The sequence below is a fragment of the Flavobacterium sp. W21_SRS_FM3 genome, assembly GCF_052113625.1.
GTDB lineage: Bacteria > Bacteroidota > Bacteroidia > Flavobacteriales > Flavobacteriaceae > Flavobacterium.
On the sequence record NZ_JBGQOD010000001.1, the window covers coordinates 281,113 to 301,317 of the forward strand.

General features: G+C 34.2%; 18 protein-coding genes. 13 read left to right on the forward strand and 5 right to left on the reverse strand.

The genetic code is table 11. From position 1 onward, the window contains the following. The first annotated feature begins 8 nt into the window (after nucleotides 1–8). From ACEN2K_RS01265 to ACEN2K_RS01290, 6 genes are read left to right on the forward strand one after another with little or no spacing between them, the layout of a single operon-like run. Nucleotides 9–1,496, forward strand: coding sequence for a GH3 family domain-containing protein (locus ACEN2K_RS01265; protein ID WP_441757495.1), 1,488 nt, complete (start codon nucleotides 9–11; stop codon nucleotides 1,494–1,496). Between the two features lie 35 nt (nucleotides 1,497–1,531). Next, nucleotides 1,532–3,211 carry a DUF6909 family protein gene (locus ACEN2K_RS01270; RefSeq protein WP_441757496.1) on the forward strand — a complete coding sequence of 560 codons (1,680 nt, stop codon included), beginning with the start codon at nucleotides 1,532–1,534 and terminating at the stop codon, nucleotides 3,209–3,211. A gap of 7 nt (nucleotides 3,212–3,218) precedes the next feature. Next, on the forward strand, nucleotides 3,219–4,199 hold the full coding sequence (locus ACEN2K_RS01275) for a hypothetical protein (RefSeq protein ID WP_441757497.1): 981 nt from the start codon (nucleotides 3,219–3,221) through the stop codon (nucleotides 4,197–4,199). A gap of 54 nt (nucleotides 4,200–4,253) precedes the next feature. Then, on the forward strand, nucleotides 4,254–5,564 hold the full coding sequence (locus ACEN2K_RS01280) for an MATE family efflux transporter (RefSeq protein WP_441757498.1): 1,311 nt from the start codon (nucleotides 4,254–4,256) through the stop codon (nucleotides 5,562–5,564). 51 nt (nucleotides 5,565–5,615) lie between these two features. Beyond that, nucleotides 5,616–6,671 carry a hypothetical protein gene (locus ACEN2K_RS01285; protein ID WP_441757499.1) on the forward strand — a complete coding sequence of 352 codons (1,056 nt, stop codon included), beginning with the start codon at nucleotides 5,616–5,618 and terminating at the stop codon, nucleotides 6,669–6,671. Further along, nucleotides 6,646–7,944 (forward strand): O-antigen ligase family protein, encoded by a 1,299-nt coding sequence (locus ACEN2K_RS01290; protein WP_441757500.1) that lies wholly within the window; start codon nucleotides 6,646–6,648, stop codon nucleotides 7,942–7,944. The genes ACEN2K_RS01285 and ACEN2K_RS01290 overlap by 26 nt, the downstream gene beginning before the upstream one ends. On the opposite strand, the gene ACEN2K_RS01295 is transcribed toward ACEN2K_RS01290, so the two are convergent. Next, nucleotides 7,921–8,997, reverse strand: a complete 1,077-nt coding sequence (locus tag ACEN2K_RS01295; RefSeq protein ID WP_441757501.1) for a glycosyltransferase — start codon at nucleotides 8,995–8,997, stop codon at nucleotides 7,921–7,923. The two genes, ACEN2K_RS01290 and ACEN2K_RS01295, sit on opposite strands and share 24 nt — an antisense overlap. A gap of 141 nt (nucleotides 8,998–9,138) precedes the next feature. Between ACEN2K_RS01295 and ACEN2K_RS01300 the strand changes: the two genes are divergently transcribed. Genes ACEN2K_RS01300 through ACEN2K_RS01310 form a run of 3 tightly spaced genes read left to right on the forward strand, consistent with a single transcriptional unit; the run spans nucleotide 9,139 to nucleotide 12,290 of the window. Next, nucleotides 9,139–10,122 carry a UDP-glucuronic acid decarboxylase family protein gene (locus ACEN2K_RS01300; protein WP_441757502.1) on the forward strand — a complete coding sequence of 328 codons (984 nt, stop codon included), beginning with the start codon at nucleotides 9,139–9,141 and terminating at the stop codon, nucleotides 10,120–10,122. Nucleotides 10,123–10,137: 15 nt separating this feature from the next. Continuing rightward, a complete protein-coding gene (locus tag ACEN2K_RS01305; RefSeq protein ID WP_441757503.1) occupies nucleotides 10,138–11,505 on the forward strand; it encodes an exopolysaccharide biosynthesis polyprenyl glycosylphosphotransferase in 1,368 nt (455 codons plus the stop codon). A 2-nt stretch (nucleotides 11,506–11,507) separates the two neighbouring features. Continuing rightward, nucleotides 11,508–12,290, forward strand: coding sequence for a glycosyltransferase family 2 protein (locus tag ACEN2K_RS01310; RefSeq protein ID WP_441757504.1), 783 nt, complete (start codon nucleotides 11,508–11,510; stop codon nucleotides 12,288–12,290). Here ACEN2K_RS01310 and ACEN2K_RS01315 read toward each other — a convergent pair. Further along, nucleotides 12,274–13,584, reverse strand: a complete 1,311-nt coding sequence (locus ACEN2K_RS01315) for a phenylacetate--CoA ligase family protein (protein ID WP_441757938.1) — start codon at nucleotides 13,582–13,584, stop codon at nucleotides 12,274–12,276. The genes ACEN2K_RS01310 and ACEN2K_RS01315 overlap by 17 nt on opposite strands. Nucleotides 13,585–13,716: 132 nt before the next feature. Here ACEN2K_RS01315 and purD point away from each other — a divergent pair, with 132 nt between their 5' ends. After that, nucleotides 13,717–14,991 (forward strand): phosphoribosylamine--glycine ligase, encoded by a 1,275-nt coding sequence (gene purD, locus ACEN2K_RS01320; RefSeq protein ID WP_441757505.1) that lies wholly within the window; start codon nucleotides 13,717–13,719, stop codon nucleotides 14,989–14,991. Nucleotides 14,992–15,036: 45 nt separating this feature from the next. Here purD and ACEN2K_RS01325 read toward each other — a convergent pair whose 3' ends face one another. Next, nucleotides 15,037–15,267, reverse strand: coding sequence for a DUF6341 family protein (locus ACEN2K_RS01325; RefSeq protein ID WP_441757506.1), 231 nt, complete (start codon nucleotides 15,265–15,267; stop codon nucleotides 15,037–15,039). 132 nt (nucleotides 15,268–15,399) lie between these two features. On the opposite strand from ACEN2K_RS01325, the gene ACEN2K_RS01330 reads away from it, so the two are divergent. Then, complete coding sequence (locus ACEN2K_RS01330) at nucleotides 15,400–16,329, forward strand: DUF6427 family protein (RefSeq protein WP_441757507.1); 930 nt, start codon at nucleotides 15,400–15,402, stop codon at nucleotides 16,327–16,329. Here ACEN2K_RS01330 and upp read toward each other — a convergent pair. Continuing rightward, the gene (upp, locus tag ACEN2K_RS01335) at nucleotides 16,324–16,977 is read right to left on the reverse strand and encodes a uracil phosphoribosyltransferase (RefSeq protein WP_441757508.1); all 654 of its coding nucleotides are present in this window, start codon (nucleotides 16,975–16,977) and stop codon (nucleotides 16,324–16,326) included. The genes ACEN2K_RS01330 and upp overlap by 6 nt on opposite strands. Nucleotides 16,978–17,111: 134 nt before the next feature. On the opposite strand from upp, the gene ACEN2K_RS01340 reads away from it, so the two are divergent. Beyond that, a complete protein-coding gene (locus ACEN2K_RS01340; RefSeq protein ID WP_441757509.1) occupies nucleotides 17,112–17,717 on the forward strand; it encodes a DUF4254 domain-containing protein in 606 nt (201 codons plus the stop codon). 42 nt (nucleotides 17,718–17,759) lie between these two features. Further along, nucleotides 17,760–18,779, forward strand: a complete 1,020-nt coding sequence (locus ACEN2K_RS01345) for a glycosyltransferase family 9 protein (protein ID WP_441757510.1) — start codon at nucleotides 17,760–17,762, stop codon at nucleotides 18,777–18,779. Nucleotides 18,780–18,867: 88 nt separating this feature from the next. Here ACEN2K_RS01345 and ACEN2K_RS01350 read toward each other — a convergent pair whose 3' ends face one another. Further along, nucleotides 18,868–20,079 carry an MFS transporter gene (locus ACEN2K_RS01350; RefSeq protein ID WP_441757511.1) on the reverse strand — a complete coding sequence of 404 codons (1,212 nt, stop codon included), beginning with the start codon at nucleotides 20,077–20,079 and terminating at the stop codon, nucleotides 18,868–18,870. Between the last annotated feature and the right edge of the window lie 126 nt (nucleotides 20,080–20,205).

The window sequence follows — 20,205 nt, forward strand, 5'->3', positions numbered from 1 at the left end:
CAACCATAATGTCAATAAAATCTGTTGCAGCAAAGGTGTTTGCTAAAAAAATATTTAAAGAAACTCAGGCTTGGGCAATGAATCCAGTGGCTAGTCAAGAGGCTGTTTTTAAAGCATTAATTAAAGAGGCAAAAAATACCCAATTTGGCGTAGACCATCATTTTGACCAAATAAAATCAGTACAGGATTTTGCTAAACAAGTGCCTATTAGAGATTATGAGGACTTAAAACCGTATGTTGATAAAGTAGTTAAAGGAGAAGAAAACATACTCTGGAAAGGGAAGCCTCTTTATTTTGCAAAAACATCAGGAACAACTTCAGGAGCAAAATATATTCCGCTAACTAAGGAATCAATGCCTTTTCATATCACAGCGGCCCGTAATGCTATTTTACATTACATTCATGAAACTGGCAAGGCCGAATTTGTAGATGGAAAAATGATTTTCTTACAAGGCAGTCCTATTTTAGAAGAAAAGCACGGCATACAATTTGGCCGACTATCTGGAATTGTAGCGCATTTTGTTCCTAAATATTTGCAAAAAAACCGCATGCCTTCATTTGAAACGAATTGTATTGACGACTGGGAAACTAAAATTGATGCCATTGTTGCAGAGACTTTCCACGAAAATATGACAGTAATTTCAGGAATTCCTTCTTGGGTTCAAATGTATTTTGAACGCTTACAGCAAAAAGGAGGGAAGGCCGTAGGAGATATCTTTAAGAATTTCAATTTGTTTATTTACGGGGGAGTGAATTATGAACCTTACAGAGCTAAATTTGAAAATCTTATAGGTCGAAAGGTAGATAGTATTGAACTCTTCCCTGCATCAGAAGGATTTTTTGCTTACCAAGATTCACAAAAAGAAAAAGGAATGCTACTGCTTTTAAAAGCGGGTATTTTCTATGAATTTGTAAAAAGTGACGAGTTTTACAATGACCAGCCCAGACGTTACACTATTGGAGAAGTAGAGCTTGGTGTTAACTATGTTTTAATTATTTCTACCAATGCAGGTCTATGGGGATATAATATAGGTGACACAGTGCAGTTTACCTCTTTAAAACCGTATCGCGTGATTGTTTCGGGCAGGATCAAGCATTATATTTCAGCTTTTGGAGAACATGTCATTGGTAAAGAAGTAGAGAGCGCTTTGCAAGAAGCCATGCAAGATACAAATGTTAGAGTAAACGAGTTTACAGTAGCACCGCAAATCAATCCTAAAAGCGGCTTACCGTATCACGAATGGTTTGTAGAATTTGAACAGGAACCCCAGGACGTAGTTGCTTTTGCGGAAGCGATAGACCATGCCATGAGAAAACAAAACATGTATTATGACGACTTAATAGTAGGTAATATTTTGCAAAAAGTAGTGCTTACTAAAGTAGCCAAAAATGGTTTTCAAGGATACATGAAATCAATAGGAAAACTGGGTGGACAAAATAAAATACCAAGGTTGTCTAATGACAGAAAAATTGTTGATTTATTAAACACAAAATAAAAGAATTACCTTTGTAGGTTAGAAAATTATAAGAAATGAAAGAGACTAAAAATATATCAAGATCTAGAGCACAGGAATCATCAGCAGCGATTGAAAAAATGTACATTACAATGCGTCATTTATTCAATAGAGGTTTTTACAAACCGATGGGTATTTCAGGAGATACTTTGAGAGAAGCATTGTTAGCATTACGACCTGAAATTTATGGAAATATTGCTGAAGAAAAAGTAGAACTTAACGGGCTTTTATATGTGATAGAACGCCTTCCTGTAGGAATTGAGGAGTGTCGTTTTATTAATCTAACCTCGGATGAAGGCTATTCTAGATCACACTTCAAAGCAATTGTTCCTCCAAAGAGAAGACGCAATTGTTATAGAATTGACGAAGAGCAAATGAATGTTGAAATTACACGTGGACGATCAGATATCTATGATATTTTGACGCACTTGACATTTATTTTTATCGAATCACACAAAATTAGAAATAGGGTTTTACTAGATGAAGCTGGAGAAGTTTCTCGTGATTGGATGAAGCTAGAACAAGCCGTTTCTCAAACTAAAAAGTTATCGCTAATAGAGAAAGAAAAAGCGATTTCGCATGCCGCAAATATTCTGGGAAGAACTTTTGAGGAAGTATTAAATATCTACGACTCTTTTGGTTCAGAGGCTGCGCCAGACCGTTTTTTACATGTGATTTTCTGGTTGGGTAAATTAGCTATCGATGAGATTGTAGGCAATAATAAGCGTACTATTACATTTAGCCCGATTTTAAGAGAACGTTTAGGACACCATATTCATGGAGAAATCTGGGCGACTAATATCAAGGAAGTTTTAAAAGAAAATGGCTTATTAGATCGCCCTATTCATGTTATTAGTGCGAATATGCACTCAGTTATGAACTCTATTTTTGCCACTACGGTCTTAAAAACGCAATTCAAAGACAAATCTGATTTCTTTATTTATGAAGAGTTAAGCAAATCAGGTGCACACGAAGTACGAAATAAAGTTGAAGAAGTAGCGTTGAAGCACGGGATGATTTCGTTACCAGATACTTCAGGAACAAATATTGACGTTCAAATTTTTGATACAGCCAAAATCAATTGGGCTAAATCATCATTCCCTAATGCAAAGCTTGGCGACAAAGAACCCGTTCTTATCGTAATGGATTATGCTTTTGGAGAACAAGCATATGAAACTATTGACGAGTTATTAAAACCATTTAAGAAAGATATTTTATTAAATGTGGAGTCGGTTTCAATCATGGGTAAAGCAGGAATTCTAGAAGGTGGAAAAGGAGATATTATGATTCCTAATGCACACATCAATGAAGGTACTGCTGATAATTACTTTTTTGAAAACGAACTAACAGCTGAAATGTTTGAGGGCAACGATATTGCTGTTTTTGCAGGCGCCATGGTGACTGTTTTAGGAACTTCGTTACAAAATAGAGACTTATTGAAATTCTTCCATCAATCAACATGGGGAGTTATTGGATTAGAAATGGAAGGTTCTTATTACCAAAAAGCAATTCAATCAGCATCAAAAATTAGAAAAAGTGTGCCACACGACATTAAAGTGAGGTATGCGTATTACGCATCAGATAACCCACTAGAAACAGGAAGTACACTTGCTTCAGGAGGACTGGGTACAACAGGAGTTAAACCAACTTATTTGATTACCATAAAGATTTTGGAACAAATTTTCAACACAAAATAAAGAATAGATGAGTACAAACGTACCCCAAAATCAAGATAATCAAGAGATCGATTTATTTATGCTTTTTAATAAAGTGGGCAGTTTTTTCCAATGGATCAGTGCAATGCTTTTTAAAAGTATTCAGTTTGTTGTTAAAAACAGTCTTATTATTGTTTTTTTACTACTTCTTGGTTTTGGTGTAGGCTTGTATTTTGATACACATATTAATAATTATAATCATCAAATTATTGTAGAACCTAATTTTGAGAGTACTGATTATTTGTATTCTAAAATTGATGTTATCGAATCTAAAATTGAACAGAACGATATGCCGTTTTTAAAATCAATTGGAATTCAGGACCCATCAAATATTAGTAAAATTACAATAGAGCCTATTGTGGATGTTTATAAGTTTATCAACACTAATGGTCAAAACATTGAGTTGTTACAATTAATGGCTCAAAACGGCGATTTAAAATCAGCCATTGAAGAGACAGCAACGAGCAAAAATTATGCATTTCACAGCATCCATATTTCGACAAAAGGTAAGGTAGATCAAACAGCTACAATAAAACCCATATTAGCGTATCTAAACAGTAGCAATTATTTTAGTGAATTTCAAAAAATAAACACTAACTCTATTCAACAAAAAATCAAAATCAAGGAAGAAATTATTTCACAAATTGATGCCATTATTAGCAATTTCACAGCTAATACAACTGACCGAAAGAGTGATAAATTAGTTTATTACAATGAAAACTCGCAGCTGAATGATATCCTTAGAACAAAAGACTCGTTAACGAATATAATGGGTTTTTTAAAAATCGATTTGTACAATTCTTCTAAAATAATCAATGACAAGGCGATTATTTTAAACCGTATAAACAATAAAGCCCTGCAGGGGAAATTAAAATTAGTCTTACCGCTAGTATTACTTTCTTTATTTTTATTTATCCGTTTATTTATTTCTTTTTATCGAAAAGAAGCGCTAAAAGTAAATCAAAAATAATTTTGATTTACGCTCCCTGCAACTCATTTTGATTTAAGAATGATAATACACCATATGTTAGAAACAATACGATATTATCTTCAAAAAAAGAACATGGACAGTCTTGTGACGCAAAGCCTATTTACGTTACTACTGCGTATTTTTGGGGTAATTGTCTTATTTGGTTTTACTTTTTTTTTAACCCATAACTTCAGTCCTCATGTCATTGGACAGTACGACTTTGTACGTTCTTATTTATTTGTAATAGGGAGTATTTGTTTGCTTGGCTGTGATCAATCCATACTTTATTTTAAAGGAAGATTAAGTGGTACTAACTCATTAGATGGGTTTAAAAACACCTATTTTAAAATGATGGTGTTAGTATTATTAAGCTCCTTACTATTGTTTTTATTATTCAAGATCATAGATAAGGCATGGATTACAACTTTTTTTGACGATACGGGAGTTTATCCTATTCTATTAAAATCAACAGCAATACTCTTTTTATACGCAGTAACAGTTCTTAATACAGAGGTTTTTAGAGCACTTGATCATCTTTATTTAGCAGAATTATTTAGAAATACCATAAAATACCTGCCTGTCATATTGGGATCCATATTCTTATTAAAGTATGGCAAAGAAACGTATCTAGCCGAAATATTTCTGTATGGTTTTATTTTATTGGCCATCATAACCACCCTTTTTATTATGTACTTCTTCCATAAAATGGAAGGAACTGCTAACAGTACATCTTTTTCTTATAAAGAAATAACTTTAAAATCCTATCCCATTGCTGTTAGCGGCATGGCGCTGTTTTTATTAATGAGTTTTGACATCCTTTTTTTAAAAATATACCATGATGATGCTACAGTTGCCTTTTACTCTATTGCGGTTAAAATCATGACGTTGTTAACAATGATTAGTTTAACTGTAAATATCACGGTTTCTGCAAAAATAGCCGAGTATTTTGCAACTAAAAACGACATTGAAATGCATAGCATCATCAAAAAAAGTGTACGTTTAATTGTAGTGATCACAGCACCTGTTACTCTAATTATGTGTCTACTTTCAAATCAATTATTAGGATTTTTTGGAGAAAATTATAAGGTGGCTACTACTGCCTTACTCATTTTAATTGTAGGACAAGGAATTTGTTCCATCTTTGGAACAGCTACAGTATATTTAAACATGACCGGTAGACAGGCTACCTTTCAAAGAACTTTGCTTGTTGCTGTTTTGATTAATTTTATTTTGAATAGATTTTTAATTCCTAAATACGGTATGATAGGAGCAGCAATTGCTTTTGTAAGTAGTACCTTTTTTTGGAATTTGTGTGCCACGATAATTATCTATAAAAAAGATAAGGTGAAAGTGTATCTGAATTAAGATATAGAGTTGAATATAATTAATTGAAGGGAAATTTATATAAATAGTACAATGCATATCCGGAAAAATAAAGCCACTTTTATTTTATTATTTGTTATCAATTTATTGGTAGCAGTTACGGCATTTTATATTCTACCTGCTCGTTTTTTTTATGATGCAGCCATTATAGCTTACGACAAAGGCCACGAAATAGGTTACTGGGGAAGCTATCCTTTAACTATATTGTTTTATAAGGTTACCGGTTTACGCTACCTCAATTTTCCAATTATTGCATTGATACAGTATCCAATTTTAATGTATGTACTTTATAAAATAGGAATTGCTCCTCAGTTTGAAAAACTGAACGTCAAGAACTTGTTAGTGTATTTAGGCTTTTTCATGATAGCCATTTTTATGTCAATGCCTTCAAAAGAGTTTATTACGTTCAATTATGTAGCATTAATTGTTTTTATTTATAGAAAAGAAAGCATTTCTTTTTGGAAGTCCATTCTAACATCGATGGCGCTTCTAGCAATTTTTGGAATTTTTTATAGGCCTTATTACCTTTTGATACCTATTATTGCCTTAGTAATGTATGCCGTCAGTTTCGTCAATTTTAAAAACAAAACCCTTACTACAATATTTTATGGATTAATGGTTGTTATCTTTATGTCGTTAAGTTATGGTGTATTAAAAGGCAAGCATTTTTCAGAAAGCAGTAGGGAAGTTGTGAACAGTTCTAGATTAGTATCGCAAGATGCTAACTCCATGATTGTTTCCCCTTTAAAACCCGACACCTGGTATGGTGAGACCATTGGAATTATCTACGGTTTTTTTACAGTAAATATTCCTTTAAATGGTCTGAAACACTTATTTTCCCCTCAAATTATTGCCTTCATCATCTGGCAGTTGTTGTTGTTTTATATTTTATTAGTGCGATTTTCAAGATGTCTAAAGGACCGGAAAAGGGATCAGTATGAGTTATGGATTTTATTAATCTTATTTTCTTATTTTATCGTTCAAGGCGTTTTTGAACCCGATTTAGGAACTGCTATCCGTCATAAAATAGGCGTTTTCCCACTCATTTATTATTCCCTGTATTATGAATATTTCAGAAAAAAACTTTAATAAAATCTACAACTTCTTGCTGTTTGCAATCGCGACAACGATGCTTTTTAGGAAAGTGTGTACGATTATTATTATTGTTTTTGCTGTCTTCAATTTACTTTTTTTCAAGAAATTAAAACGGACTAATTCAGCTATTATATTAGGAGTAGTTATTGCTAGTCCACTTTTATTAGAGCTGCTTTTTTTCTGGAATAATGATTCGCTTACTTTGGGTTTAAAATCGATCGAAAAAAGCATTTCTTTAGTTGTTTTTCCTTTATTTATTCTGGGTCATTTTCAGCGGATAGCCTTTAATAAACTGCTACGGTATTACAGTGTTGCTACTACGGCCATTGTATTATTTTTCTTTGTCCGTTTTATTGTGTTGTATCCTGATCTGATGAATAAGTACTTAAAAGGAACCGACCTTTGGGAAATGGGGTATTCTTTTGCTAACAGTATTGGTATTCATGCTCCAGCGCTTAATATGCACCTTGCCTTTGTGGTCATTATACACTTTTATTATACGATAACTGCTTTTAAAATAAACGCAACACTATTGGATAAAGGATCAAGACTATTTCTTTTTATGCTGTCATTTTTCTTTGTACTTTTTGTCAATACTAGAGTTGCCTTGATCAATGTATTGCTTTGTGTAGCTGTTGTTTTCTTTTTCGAAATAGCTAACAAATACAGTTTTAAAAAAAGCATCAAAATATTCCTTGCCACTACGGCATTAGTGGGTGGAATTTTCTTCTTATTCGTTCAAAGCAACCCGTATATGAGTGAAAAATATTCGAAAGTTACCTTTGCTTATATGGATAAAATAGGAAAACTAGATGAAATTGAAAATCCTGAATCTACAATTTTTAACGCCTTGGTAACCCGATTGTCTATTTGGAAATCTACTTGGGAATTATCAGTAAAAAAGCTGCCTTTTGGAACGGGAGCTTCAGATGGAAAGCCTGAATTATTTAAGTATTACAAGCAGACGAATCAGCATTTTTTATCCAAGTATGAGTTCCCTGTTCACAATCAGTTTCTGGACTTTCTATTGAAATTTGGAATTCTCGGACCAGTAGTGGTGCTTCTTTATATAGGCGGGATTGGTTTTTTAGGTATGGATTTAAAAAATGCAGTTGTTTTCTCTTTCTTTTTAATTTTCCTGATGTCAAACCTCACGGATGATTTTCTACTTCGTTTTGACGGAATTGCATTTAGTGGATTTTGGTTTTCAATTTTTGGTAGTTATTGGTTACAGCAAAAAAAATTAGCGGTAATAAAGTCCAAGTAGTGCTTTAAAATTAGCATTCGAATCAAAAAATTCCTGTACCCTTCGCAAACCATTGGCTCCCAGTTCAGCTCGCCTCTTTTCATCGTTTAGCAATTTTAAATGAGCGTCAAGTTCGGCAATACTATTAAATAAAAACCCCGTTTTATTAGGAACAACAACATCTTTATTGCCTATAATATTAGTAGCAATAACGGGTTTTTGCATAGCCATAGCTTCTAAAACAGCAATAGGCAAGCCTTCCCACAGAGAAGTTTGTAAATAAATAGCAACAGTACTTAATTGTTGTAAAGCCAGCTCGCGATCGATCAGCCATCCTGTAATGGTTATATTAGGAGCTGTTAATAGCATTGATAATTCCCCACCACCAATCCAGAGAAAGTTGTACTCTGGGAATCGTAAAGCAATGTCATTAAATAATTGTGGGTTTCTGGCATGCGTGATGCGGCCTACAATACCTATTGTTAGGGGAAAGCTACTAACTGGTTGAACGATACTTGCAATAGCATTGACATTAATTCCGTTGCGTATTAAATGTGATGGTCCTATTTGTTTAGCAATGGTATATTCAGTGTCTCCACAAGCAATTGTTTGTCCCCCAAAAATCCTTTGAGCATTAGTTTCTATTGCTTTGAATAGTTTTCTTTTCGAATTCGAAATATCAGTTCTCAAAAAGGAATAGCCATGAGGCGAATAAAACAGTTTGAGTTTTCTAAAGGATAGGAAACTAGCCACTCTTCCTACTACGCCTGCTTTTGAAGAATGTAAATGAAGTACATCTGGTTTTAAATTGTGGATAAGCTTCGCTAACTGATATATTGTTTTCAAATCTTGAAGCGGTGACAATTCCCTTTCCATATTCAGCTCAATGAGTTGTACTCCTTTAGAGAATTGAGTTGTTATTTTGTCAGCAGCCACTTGTTCGCGCTTACTACTGTATATAATTGTTGTTTGGACGTTCTTATTTACTTCTGGATCTCCAAAAAAATCAGACAGATCTTTGAAATAAGTATGAACTCCACCGGCAAGCGCCTCTACAACATGAACAACTTTCAAATTAAATAGGTTTTATAAGACAAACATAACTAAAATAGCAATGGAATGCGTGCTTTTGTACTATTTTGAGTTAGGGAAAGCCTGTGTTTGTTTAGCTATTGTTAAATGTTTTTTTATACCTTGCAGGAGTAAAATTTATTTATGAAAAGGATACTTATCACTGGTGCTGCAGGTTTTTTAGGTTCGCATTTATGCGATCGTTTTATTAAAGAAGGCTATTTTGTTATTGGAATGGATAATCTCATTACAGGAGATTTAAAAAACATTGAACATTTATTTAAATTAGAAAATTTTGAGTTTTATCATCACGATATAACCAAGTTTGTTCATGTACCGGGACAGTTAGATTATATTTTACATTTTGCCTCTCCGGCAAGTCCTATTGATTATTTAAAAATTCCTATTCAAACTTTAAAAGTAGGATCTCTTGGAACACATAACCTTTTGGGCTTAGCCAGAGTTAAGAAATCTAGAATTTTGATAGCTTCAACTTCAGAGGTATATGGCGATCCATTAGTTCATCCACAAACAGAGGAATACTATGGAAATGTCAATACTATAGGCCCTAGAGGGGTTTATGATGAGGCCAAACGTTTCCAAGAATCAATTACTATGGCATACCATACTTTTCATGGTGTGGAAACCAGAATCGTTAGAATATTTAATACTTACGGACCTAGAATGCGCCTTAATGACGGACGTGTAATTCCTGCCTTTATAGGACAAGCATTGCGTGGTGAGGACTTAACTATTTTTGGAGACGGTATGCAAACCCGTTCTTTTTGTTATGTTGATGATCAAGTTGAAGGTATTTTTAGATTATTACATTCTGATTATGTGTATCCAGTAAACATTGGTAATCCAGATGAAATCACGATCAAAGATTTTGCTGAGGAAATCATAAAATTAACGGGAACAGACCAGAAAATTGTTTATCATCCATTACCTGAGAATGATCCTTTACAAAGACAACCGGATACAACCAAAGCAAAAGAATTATTAGGCTGGGAGGCCAAAGTGAATCGCGCCGAAGGAATGAAGATCACCTATGATTATTTCAAGTCACTGTCCCAAGAGGAACTTTCGAAGGAAGAACACAAGGACTTTACAGATTATATAAAGTAATTTGATTCGGTAATAATGGCCAAGATGCAAACAGGCAGGTATTCTAAGTACATTAGACCCATTAGTATTTTAATGGATTTGATGATTATTGCTGTGCTAGGATTTGTTTTGGTTGGAGACACCCATATCAACGTTGCGGTTTTTTTAGTTTATCAAACTGTAGCCTGGCTTGTCATTGCTTTTTTATTGGGTTTTTACGAGGTTTACCGGTTTACCAAGCCTATCGAAATCATTTCTAAAATTCTTAAGCAAACATTGCTTTTTTTCTTAGTGGTTGTGGCTTTTTTTCCGTTTTCACAAGAGATACTATTTCCTGTTAATCACATGATTTTGTATTTTATTAGTTGCATCCTTTTAATCAGTCTTTTTAAATGGGGACAGTATTATTATCTAATTAAATACAGGATTCAGTCTGGCAATAATTATCGTACTGCAATAATTATTGGTTATTCGTTAGAAGCGCAACAGTTAAAAGAACTTTTTGAGACTAAAATTGATTACGGATATCATTTTCTAGGCTTTTTTTCGGATAAGAAAGAAAACCCAGCAATTACAGCTAAGATTGATGCAGTTAAAGATTTTGTTATCCAAAATGAGGTAGACGAAATGTATTGTTCATTACAGGAAGTATCTAATGAAAAACTGAAGAACCTGATTGAATTTGCCGATGAAAACAACAAAATATTAAAATTCATTCCTGACACTAAGGAGATCTTTTCTAAAAATCTCAAAATCGATTATTATGATTTTTTTCCAGTATTATCATTAAAAGATACCATGCTGAATGAGCCCACGATCAAAGTGCTCAAACGCCTTTTTGACATTGTATTTTCTTTGATTGTTATTGTTGGTATTTTATCTTGGTTAGCACCCTTATTGGCTATTTTAATTAGACTAGAGTCAAAAGGGCCTATTTTCTTTAAACAAGGGCGACCAGGCATAAATGAAAACGAATTTAATTGTTATAAGTTCCGTTCCATGAAAATAAACAGGGATTCAGAGACAGAGACATTTAAAAACGACCCTAGAGTTACTAAAATTGGAAAGTTGATGCGCAAGACCAGTATAGACGAAACACCTCAATTTATCAATGTATTACTAGGAGATATGTCTGTTGTAGGACCCCGTCCGCATTTGTGGGCACAAAATAAGATTTACAGCAATAAAATAAAGAAATACATGAAACGCCACTATGTAAAACCAGGAATTACGGGATTAGCTCAGGTCAGTGGTTTTAGAGGCGAAATTGAACAAGAAAGAGATATGATCAATAGAATTAAGTTAGATGTTTTTTACATTGAAAACTGGTCTTTTATTTTAGATTTAAAAATCATCTACCAAACGGTGGTCAATATCTGGAAAGGGGAGGACAAAGCCTATTAATTATGACAACAGCCTTAGTATCAATCATAATGCCCACTTTCAATTCTGAAAAATTTCTTTCGGAAGCGATTCAATCTGTCCAAAATCAAAGCTATCAAAATTGGGAACTTCTCGTGGTGGATGATGCATCCAGTGATACTACTTTATCTATACTAACCTCTATTGCGGCTAAAGATCATCGCGTTAAATGGCAACAATTAAGTAGAAACTGTGGAACCGGAAAGGCCAGAAATGCCGCTTTGGCAATGGCTACAGGAGCATTTATCGCTTTTCTTGATGCTGATGATCTGTGGAAAAAGAATAAACTACAAGTGCAACTGGATTTTATGCATACACACCAGCTCCCTTTTACTTTTTCATTTTATGAATGCATTGATGAAGAAGGAAATTCATTAAACCGAAGAGTAGAAGCGCCCAGAAATTTAAGTTACTTGCAACTGTTTTTCTGTAATTATGTGGGTAATTTAACGGGTATCTATAATGTGAATTTTTTTGGAAAAATTGCCATTTCTCCCATTCGGAAACGGCAAGATTGGATGCATTGGTTAACCGTGCTTCAAAAAATAAAAACAGCCCGTCCTGTCCCTGAGAGTTTGGCATATTATAGGGTTAGAAAAGATTCCTTATCTACTTCTAAACTGGATTTAATTAAATACAACTTCACGGTTTACAGGAAATTTCATGGTTATAGTTTTCCTATCGCTGTAGCTTGTATGAAGCTGTTTTTATTTACGCAATTGTTGATTAAACCTTGGTATGTAAAAAGAATCAAAGCAAGCTTGTAAACTGCTTTAATTTCCCGCGACTGCTCCTTTCTAAGCTATCCTTTCTAAAGAAATGAAAAACTAAATTAGGTTCAAGATAGAGCGCCACGGCTTGTTCTATTTTTTTAATTTGATCCGAAAGTAATGGTGCGGTACTAACATAAAACACCTCAAACCTGTCTATTTTAGTTTGTTTAATAACAAATTCTTTAACGTTCCCATCATCTTCCATAATGCTTTTAGTTACATAATAAAAGCTTAAACCCGCTGACTTTTTACCGCTTGGAAGCAACACCACATCGTTAGTTCTACCAATTAACTTTTTTAGAATAGGTTTGTGTACAGTGCTTTTTTCATCTAGGATTCCTATATCTCCTATTTCATATCGAATAAAAGGATGTGCTTTGTTGTAGAGCGAGGTAATGACAATGCGGCCTTCTTTGCCGTGAGGTAACAGCACACCATTTTCGTCTACGATTTCAACATATAAAGTTTCTGCATTTACTTGCCATTCTCCGTCAGAATTTTGAAAAGCAATTAAATCCAGTTCTGATGCTCCGTATTCATTAATAATAGGAATACCTAATTGCTGTTCCAAAAGGATTTTATCCTTTTCAAAAAGCATTTCTGAGGTAACCATGCAGACTTTTAAACTTGGGCAGCAGTCTTTTAAAATGATATTTTTATGTTGTAAAAACTTAGCAAAGAGTACGATTGAACTCGTATAGCCATTGATGTAATCAAACTTATGCTGTTGAAACTTTTTGAGTACATCTTCTAACGCAGCATCTGATAAATCAAAAACAGGAAAGCGAAAACGCTTGCTCAACAAGTCTTTGAGCCGTTCTTTTTTTTGACCCATAAAATCTTTGGGGATTCCATAAAAACGCGCTTGATACGATTGATTCAAATCAATTGCAAACCACCCAAAACGCATGAAATTAGAAGCCCATGTTAAGGCGTGGCTATAGTTGTCTTTGGCAAAAGTAAAGGGATGGCCGCTGGAACCAGAGGTTTTGTTAACATAAACGTTTTTAAGCGTATAGCCTTTTGAAAGTCTTTCTGATAACGGAATTTGTAAATGACTCTTATTTAAAATGGGCAATTCCTCCCAATTTTTAAACGCAGGAGCTCCAACTAATTTTTGATAAAAAGGATTGTTTTCTAAATGAAATTGGACAATTTCATTTTTCTTTTGTGCAATGTAAAGCTCTTTTTCTTCTGGAGGCATAGCCATAATTTTGGCTAGCACTTTTTTAGCTTTTTTTATAGGAAAGCCATTGAGTTGAAGCGATAAATCAAAAAGAGAAAGCATTTTACGGATATATTTCCTCAAAAATAATGTTAATACTCCACTAATTCAGAACAACCCATAACTTTTTAAAAATTAATTATTATTTACGTTCAAAAGCAATTATTTTTGCAGAACAACTAAACAACACAACACATGACAATTTTACTACTGGGTTCAGGCGGGAGAGAACATGCATTTGCATGGAAGATGATTCAAAGTCCGCTTTGTGATAAACTATTTGTAGCACCAGGAAATGCTGGTACTGCAGCTATTGCAACAAATGTTGACATTAGCCCTACAGATTTTGACGCCATTAAAACATTAGTTCTTCAGGAGAAAATTGAGATGGTTGTGGTAGGACCAGAAGATCCATTAGTAAAAGGGATTTTTGACTTTTTTAAAAATGATGCAGCCTTAAACGCGATTCCAGTTATAGGACCATCAAAAATAGGGGCACAATTAGAAGGAAGTAAAGAATTTGCCAAAGAGTTTTTAGTAAGACACCATATTCCTACAGCGGCATACGATAGTTTTACAGCTGAAACAGTTGAAAAAGGCTGTGATTTTTTAGAAAAATTAAATCCGCCATACGTATTAAAAGCAGACGGACTGGCAGCAGGAAAGGGCGTTTTGATTATTCATGATTTGGCTGAAGCCAAAGAAGAATTGCGCAACATGCTGGTAAATCAAAAATTTGGTGCAGCTAGTTCAAAAGTAGTTATTGAAGAATTCCTTGACGGAATTGAATTGAGCTGTTTTGTTCTTACTGATGGAAAAAGCTATAAAATTTTACCTACTGCTAAAGATTACAAACGCATTGGTGAAGGCGACACAGGTTTAAATACCGGCGGAATGGGAGCCGTTTCTCCAGTTCCCTATGTTGATGCTGTTTTAATGGAAAAAATAGAAAGCCGCATCGTTAAACCAACCATTGATGGTTTTCAAAAAGATGGTATTCCATATAAAGGATTTGTTTTTATAGGTTTAATTAATGTCAATAACGAGCCTATCGTGATTGAATACAATGTACGAATGGGAGACCCTGAGACTGAAGTGGTGATTCCGAGATTAAAAACAGATTTAGTCGAATTGTTTTTGGCTGTGGCCAATGAAAAACTAGATGAGGTTACTTTAGAAATCGATGAAAGAAGCGCTACAACTGTAATGCTGGTTTCTGGTGGTTACCCAGAAAACTTTGAAAAAGGTAAAGTAATCAGTGGTTTAGCGAATATCACAGATTCTATTGTTTTTCATGCAGGAACAAAACTAGAAAATGATACAGTGGTTAGTAATGGAGGAAGAGTAATGGCCATTACTTCCTACGGCGATAGCTTCCAAGAAGCCATAAAAAAATCTTATCAAAATATAGACAAGCTACACTTTGATAAGATGAATTTTAGAAAAGATATTGGTAACGATCTTTTATAAATAAAGAAATCTTCCTTAATCCTAAACCATTAGGGTTAGGGAAGTTTATTTTAAGAAAGAATGTGCCGTAGTATCTTGATTTTCTGTTCCTGCTTCGTCAAAAATTCTTAATTGTTTGATCCAGTATACCATAGCAACTGCACAAATAATCATGAAAATCCAGTTGATTAAATTAGCTGCAAACCATGAAGAAAGCTCTAATGAACGTAAAAAGTCAAGAGGAGCAAATAAGATGTTTACAAATAAGTTTTGTATTCCTTCAAAAAATGATTTCATATCGTTAAAATTATTTTGTTTTTATATTTTTCTCAAAATCAAAAATTCTTTTGTGAGAATCTTTTAGAACTTGAGGGGTTTCCTTTTTAAACAAGTATTATATTTACAGTCACAAAAGTATAAAATATCCTTATGATTACAAGTGTTTTTAAAAAATCTACACCATTAAATTTCTCTTTAGTAGTATTTTTAATACTGAGTTTCTTTTTTATCTATCAGATTCAAGACGAATCTTGGTCCACTGCGTCACTTTATATTTTAGAAAAAACCGGAATATTATTGGTTTTATTAGCCTCAGTTTTCATCACTAATTTTATTTCTAATAAGAATGGCCTGAGTAAAGACAGTGGTTACACGGTTTTTTTCTACTTTTTGTTATTGCTGTTTTTTCCATCTGTTTTTAATGATGGAAACCTGGTTTTATCTAATTTTTTCATTTTATTAGCCCTTAGAAGGCTGCTGTCACTGCAGTCACTAAAGGCTTCTAAGGAAAAGATATTTGATGCTTCACTTTGGATATTTGTAGCAGCTTTATTCCATTTCTGGAGCATTTTATACCTTGTGTTAGTATTTATCTCGATTACATTTCACGTGGCAAGAGATTATAGAAACTGGATCTTACCTATAATTGCCTTTTTTGCAGTGTTTATTGTGTTTGTCTTGGCGGCCATACTGTTTAATATAGATGTGTCTTCGTATATCGATAGGAGTGTGCAAGTGAACTTTCAAATAAATTATTTCACTAATAATTATCAAAATGCCGCCTTATCCATTTACGCCACTGTAGTCTTGTTTTTTGTAGTGTCTATGGTTTCTACCTTATCAAGCAGGCCTTTAGTTTTACATGCTTCTTACAAGAAAATTATTGCCAGCTTTTTTATTGGGGTATTAGTTTACGTGATTTCGTCTAATAAAAGTAATGATTTACTCCTTTTTACTGTAGCACCATTGGCAATGATGGCTACGAGCCACATCGAAATTCCGCAACCAAAATTGAAACAGGAAATGGTATTGTTTGTACTTGTAGCCTGTAGTTTATTTGCTTTTTTCTCGCAGTTATAATTTAATACCGTAAGCTAAATCTCCGGCATCCCCAAGGCCAGGAACAATATAACTATGTTCATTTAAGTTGTCGTCTAAGGAGGCAATCCATAAATGGCAGTTATCAGGTAAGTTTTTTTCTAGATGTTCAATTCCTTCAGGTGCAGCAATGACTACGGCAATGTGGATTTCTTTAGGAGTTCCCCTTTCCATTAATTTGTTATAAACAGCAACAATAGATTGACCTGTAGCTAGCATAGGGTCAAGCAGTAGTAAATATTTATCGTTGATATCAGCTATGGCTTGGTATTCTACTAAAATATCAAAATAATCGTCGTTATTTGGGTGGTGTCTGTATGCTGATACAAAGCCATTTTCAGCACCGTCAAAGTAATTTAAAAAACCTAAATGCAATTGTAATCCTGCCCGTAAAATGGAGCACAGCACCAGTTGGTCTTTTATTTCAGTGGTATGTTTGATACCCAGTGGAGTTTGGATTTCCACTTCTTTATAATGTAGTTCCTTACTTAATTCATACGCCATAATTTCACCAATACGCTCAATATTTCTTCTAAAACGCATACTGTCATTGTGGACATTGACATTTCTTATTTGACCTAAAAAGTGGTTGAGTACGCTGTTGTTACTAGATAAATTATGAATTTTCATGATGAGTTTATTAACAAATTTGGTTTAAAATCCGTTCCGGAAGTGATTTTTAGTGACCAAAATATAGATTTGTGTTATGTAATTTTTTTATAAAAGTATAAAAAGTATCTTTGTATCTATAAAAATATAAAAATATGTTTTCAAAATTAGCTTATTCCGTATTTGAACAAAGTATCAAAGATTACCACCAGTTTGATAATGTGGACCAACCGATAAACAACCCTTTTCCTAAAGAAAAATTTGAGCATTTATTGTACTTAAAAAATTGGATTGATACAGTACAATGGCATTTTGAAGACATTATTCGTGACCCGAATATTGATCCAGTAGCTGCACTAACTTTGAAAAGAAGAATTGATGCTTCTAATCAAGAACGTACAGACATGGTGGAATATATTGATAGTTATTTTTTACAAAAATACAGCGATGTTAAAGTAAAGGACAATGCTAAGATCAACTCAGAAAGTCCTGCATGGGCATTTGACAGATTGTCTATTTTAGCATTAAAGATTCACCATATGAATGAAGAAGCAACTCGTGAAGAAGCTTCTCAAGACCACAGGGACAAATGCCAAGCTAAGCTAAACATTTTATTAGAACAAAGAACTGACTTGTCAACAGCGATTGATGATTTGTTAACGGATATTGAGAATGGTGATAAATTCATGAAAGTGTACAAACAAATGAAAATGTACAATGATGATGAATTGAATCCAGTATTGTACCAAGGGAAAAAATAATTGGCAATACCATTGTCAAATAAAATTAAGCATATAGCCGTCATGAGACTTTCCGCAATGGGAGATGTCGCCATGACGGTTCCTGTTTTACGTGCCTTTGTACAACAGTATCCAGAGGTGCAAATCACGGTTATATCCCGTCCTTTCTTCAAACCTTTTTTTGACGGAATTAAGAATGTTTCTTTTTTTGCTTTCGATGAAAAAGAACGTCACAAAGGCTTTTTAGGATTACTAAAATTGTTTCAAGAGGTAAACGCAGTTGGCGTCGATGCTTTTGCCGATCTACATAATGTGTTACGTTCTAAAGTTGTTCGTACACTTTTTGCTTTAAGCGGAAAAAAAATAGCTGCAGTAGATAAAGGTAGAGCAGCCAAAAAAGCACTCACACGTCCTGAAAACAAGATTTTTGAACCGTTGCCTAGCATGTTTGAAAGGCATGCTGCTGTTTTTGCAACGCTTGGTTTCCCTTTGGATTTATCCGGGCCTTCTTTTACTGAAAAAGCGAAACTCAGTCCTGAAATTTTAGATATTATAGGAGGGAATGCACAAAAACTAATTGCGATTGCGCCCTTTGCACAGTATGATGCTAAGGTTTATCCGCTGGATTTAATGCGAGAGGTCATTCATTCTCTGGCACAAAATTCCAATTATAAAATACTATTATTTGGTGGTGGTAAAAAAGAAATCGAAATTTTAAATTCCTTGGCTGAGGGAAATGATAATGTTGTTTCTATTGCGGGTAAAATGAAGTTACAACAAGAATTAGATGTGATTAGTAATGTAGCTGTTATGCTATCGATGGATTCTGGAAATGGCCATATCGCAGCAATGCAGGGCGTACCCGTTATTTCGTTGTGGGGAGCAACGCACCCTTATGCAGGCTTTATTCCTTTTAATCAACCCTTATCGAATTCCTTGACTGCAGATAGGGAGCAATACCCACTTTTACCTACCTCTGTTTACGGAAATAAAATGGTCGAAGGATATCAAGACGCCATGCGTACTATAGCACCACAAAAAGTAGTAAACGTTATGGAGTCAGTAATTGCGGCTTCAGTTTAGCAGTCATGCTGTCCTTTAATTTTCTTTACTATCTCAAAAATAGAGTAGGAGTACAATCGTTTTGGTTAATGATAGTACGAATCCAAAATTAATTGACAGCCTTTATTCTAGAGACCATAAATGCGATCAGCACGCCAAATACACCAATAAAGGCAAACGAAAAACGCAAACTAGAAAGCTCAGCGATGTAACCAATCACGGGTGGTCCCATAAGAAACCCAAGAAAACTTACACTAGATACTATGGTTAAAGCTTCTCCTGGAGGCACTGTAGCATTTTTCCCTGCAATACTATATAAAGTGGGTACAATGGTAGAGACACCAACTCCTACAAACATAAATGCGATAGTAGCTGGAATGATGTACGGAAAAATTACCGCAGTGAATAACCCTGCTGAAATTAATACCCCACTGATTTGCATCACTCGTTTTCTTCCAAATTTATGAATCAATCCGTCTCCAAAGAAGCGCCCGCCTGCCATCATAATCATAAATGAGGTATAACCTACGATTACTAAGGGGCCGGGTGCATGAATTACATCTTTAAAATACACACCACTCCAGTCAAACATTACTCCTTCGCTGGCCATGCAACAAAATCCAATAACGCCTAACCAAATAAGCGCGCTATCTGGTTTTGTGAACAATTTTTTCTTTTCGTTTTTAGGGATTTCCTTGGCCTTTATCAAAAATTGGTAATTAAATGCCATCATCAATAAGACGATTACACCCACAATCCAAAAGTGAACATAGGGCGTAAGTTGTAAGGTCAGCATTCCTAAACCAACTAAGGCTCCGGTAAATCCAGCAAAGCTCCACATCCCGTGAAAGGAAGACATAATGGTTTTCTTGAAAAGCTCTTCGGTATAAACACCTTGGGTGTTTACGGCTATATTGGTTAAATTGCTGAATAATCCAAAAACAAATAATCCCAGAGACAACTGCCAAGGATTAGTAGCTAGACCTAAATTAGTCAAACTTAGTACATATAATATGGTAGAAAAAATTAAGATGCGATGACTACCAAAACGGGTTACTAATTTTCCTGAAAAAGGCATAATCAACAATTGACCTAAAGGCACTGCAAATAAAATAGTTCCTAACTCAGCTGAGCCTAGATCTAAAGCTGTTTTAATATCAGGAATACGACTAGCCCAAGTAGCAAAACACAATCCCATACCAAAATAAAAGGACGATACTGCCCAACGAATTCTATTAAGATAAGAGATCTTGGCGTTCTGGTAGGTCTTTTTGTATTTCCCTCTGGCTTTAAACTTAGTTATAAATCGTAAATCAATCAAAATGATGGTCTTTATATGTTTAAGCTACAAAAATACAAAAAGCAATCTGCCGTAGTCATTAAATAAAATGTGTGGTATGAATTACAACGTTATTGTTTATAAAATAGAGTCTCTTGTAATCAGATT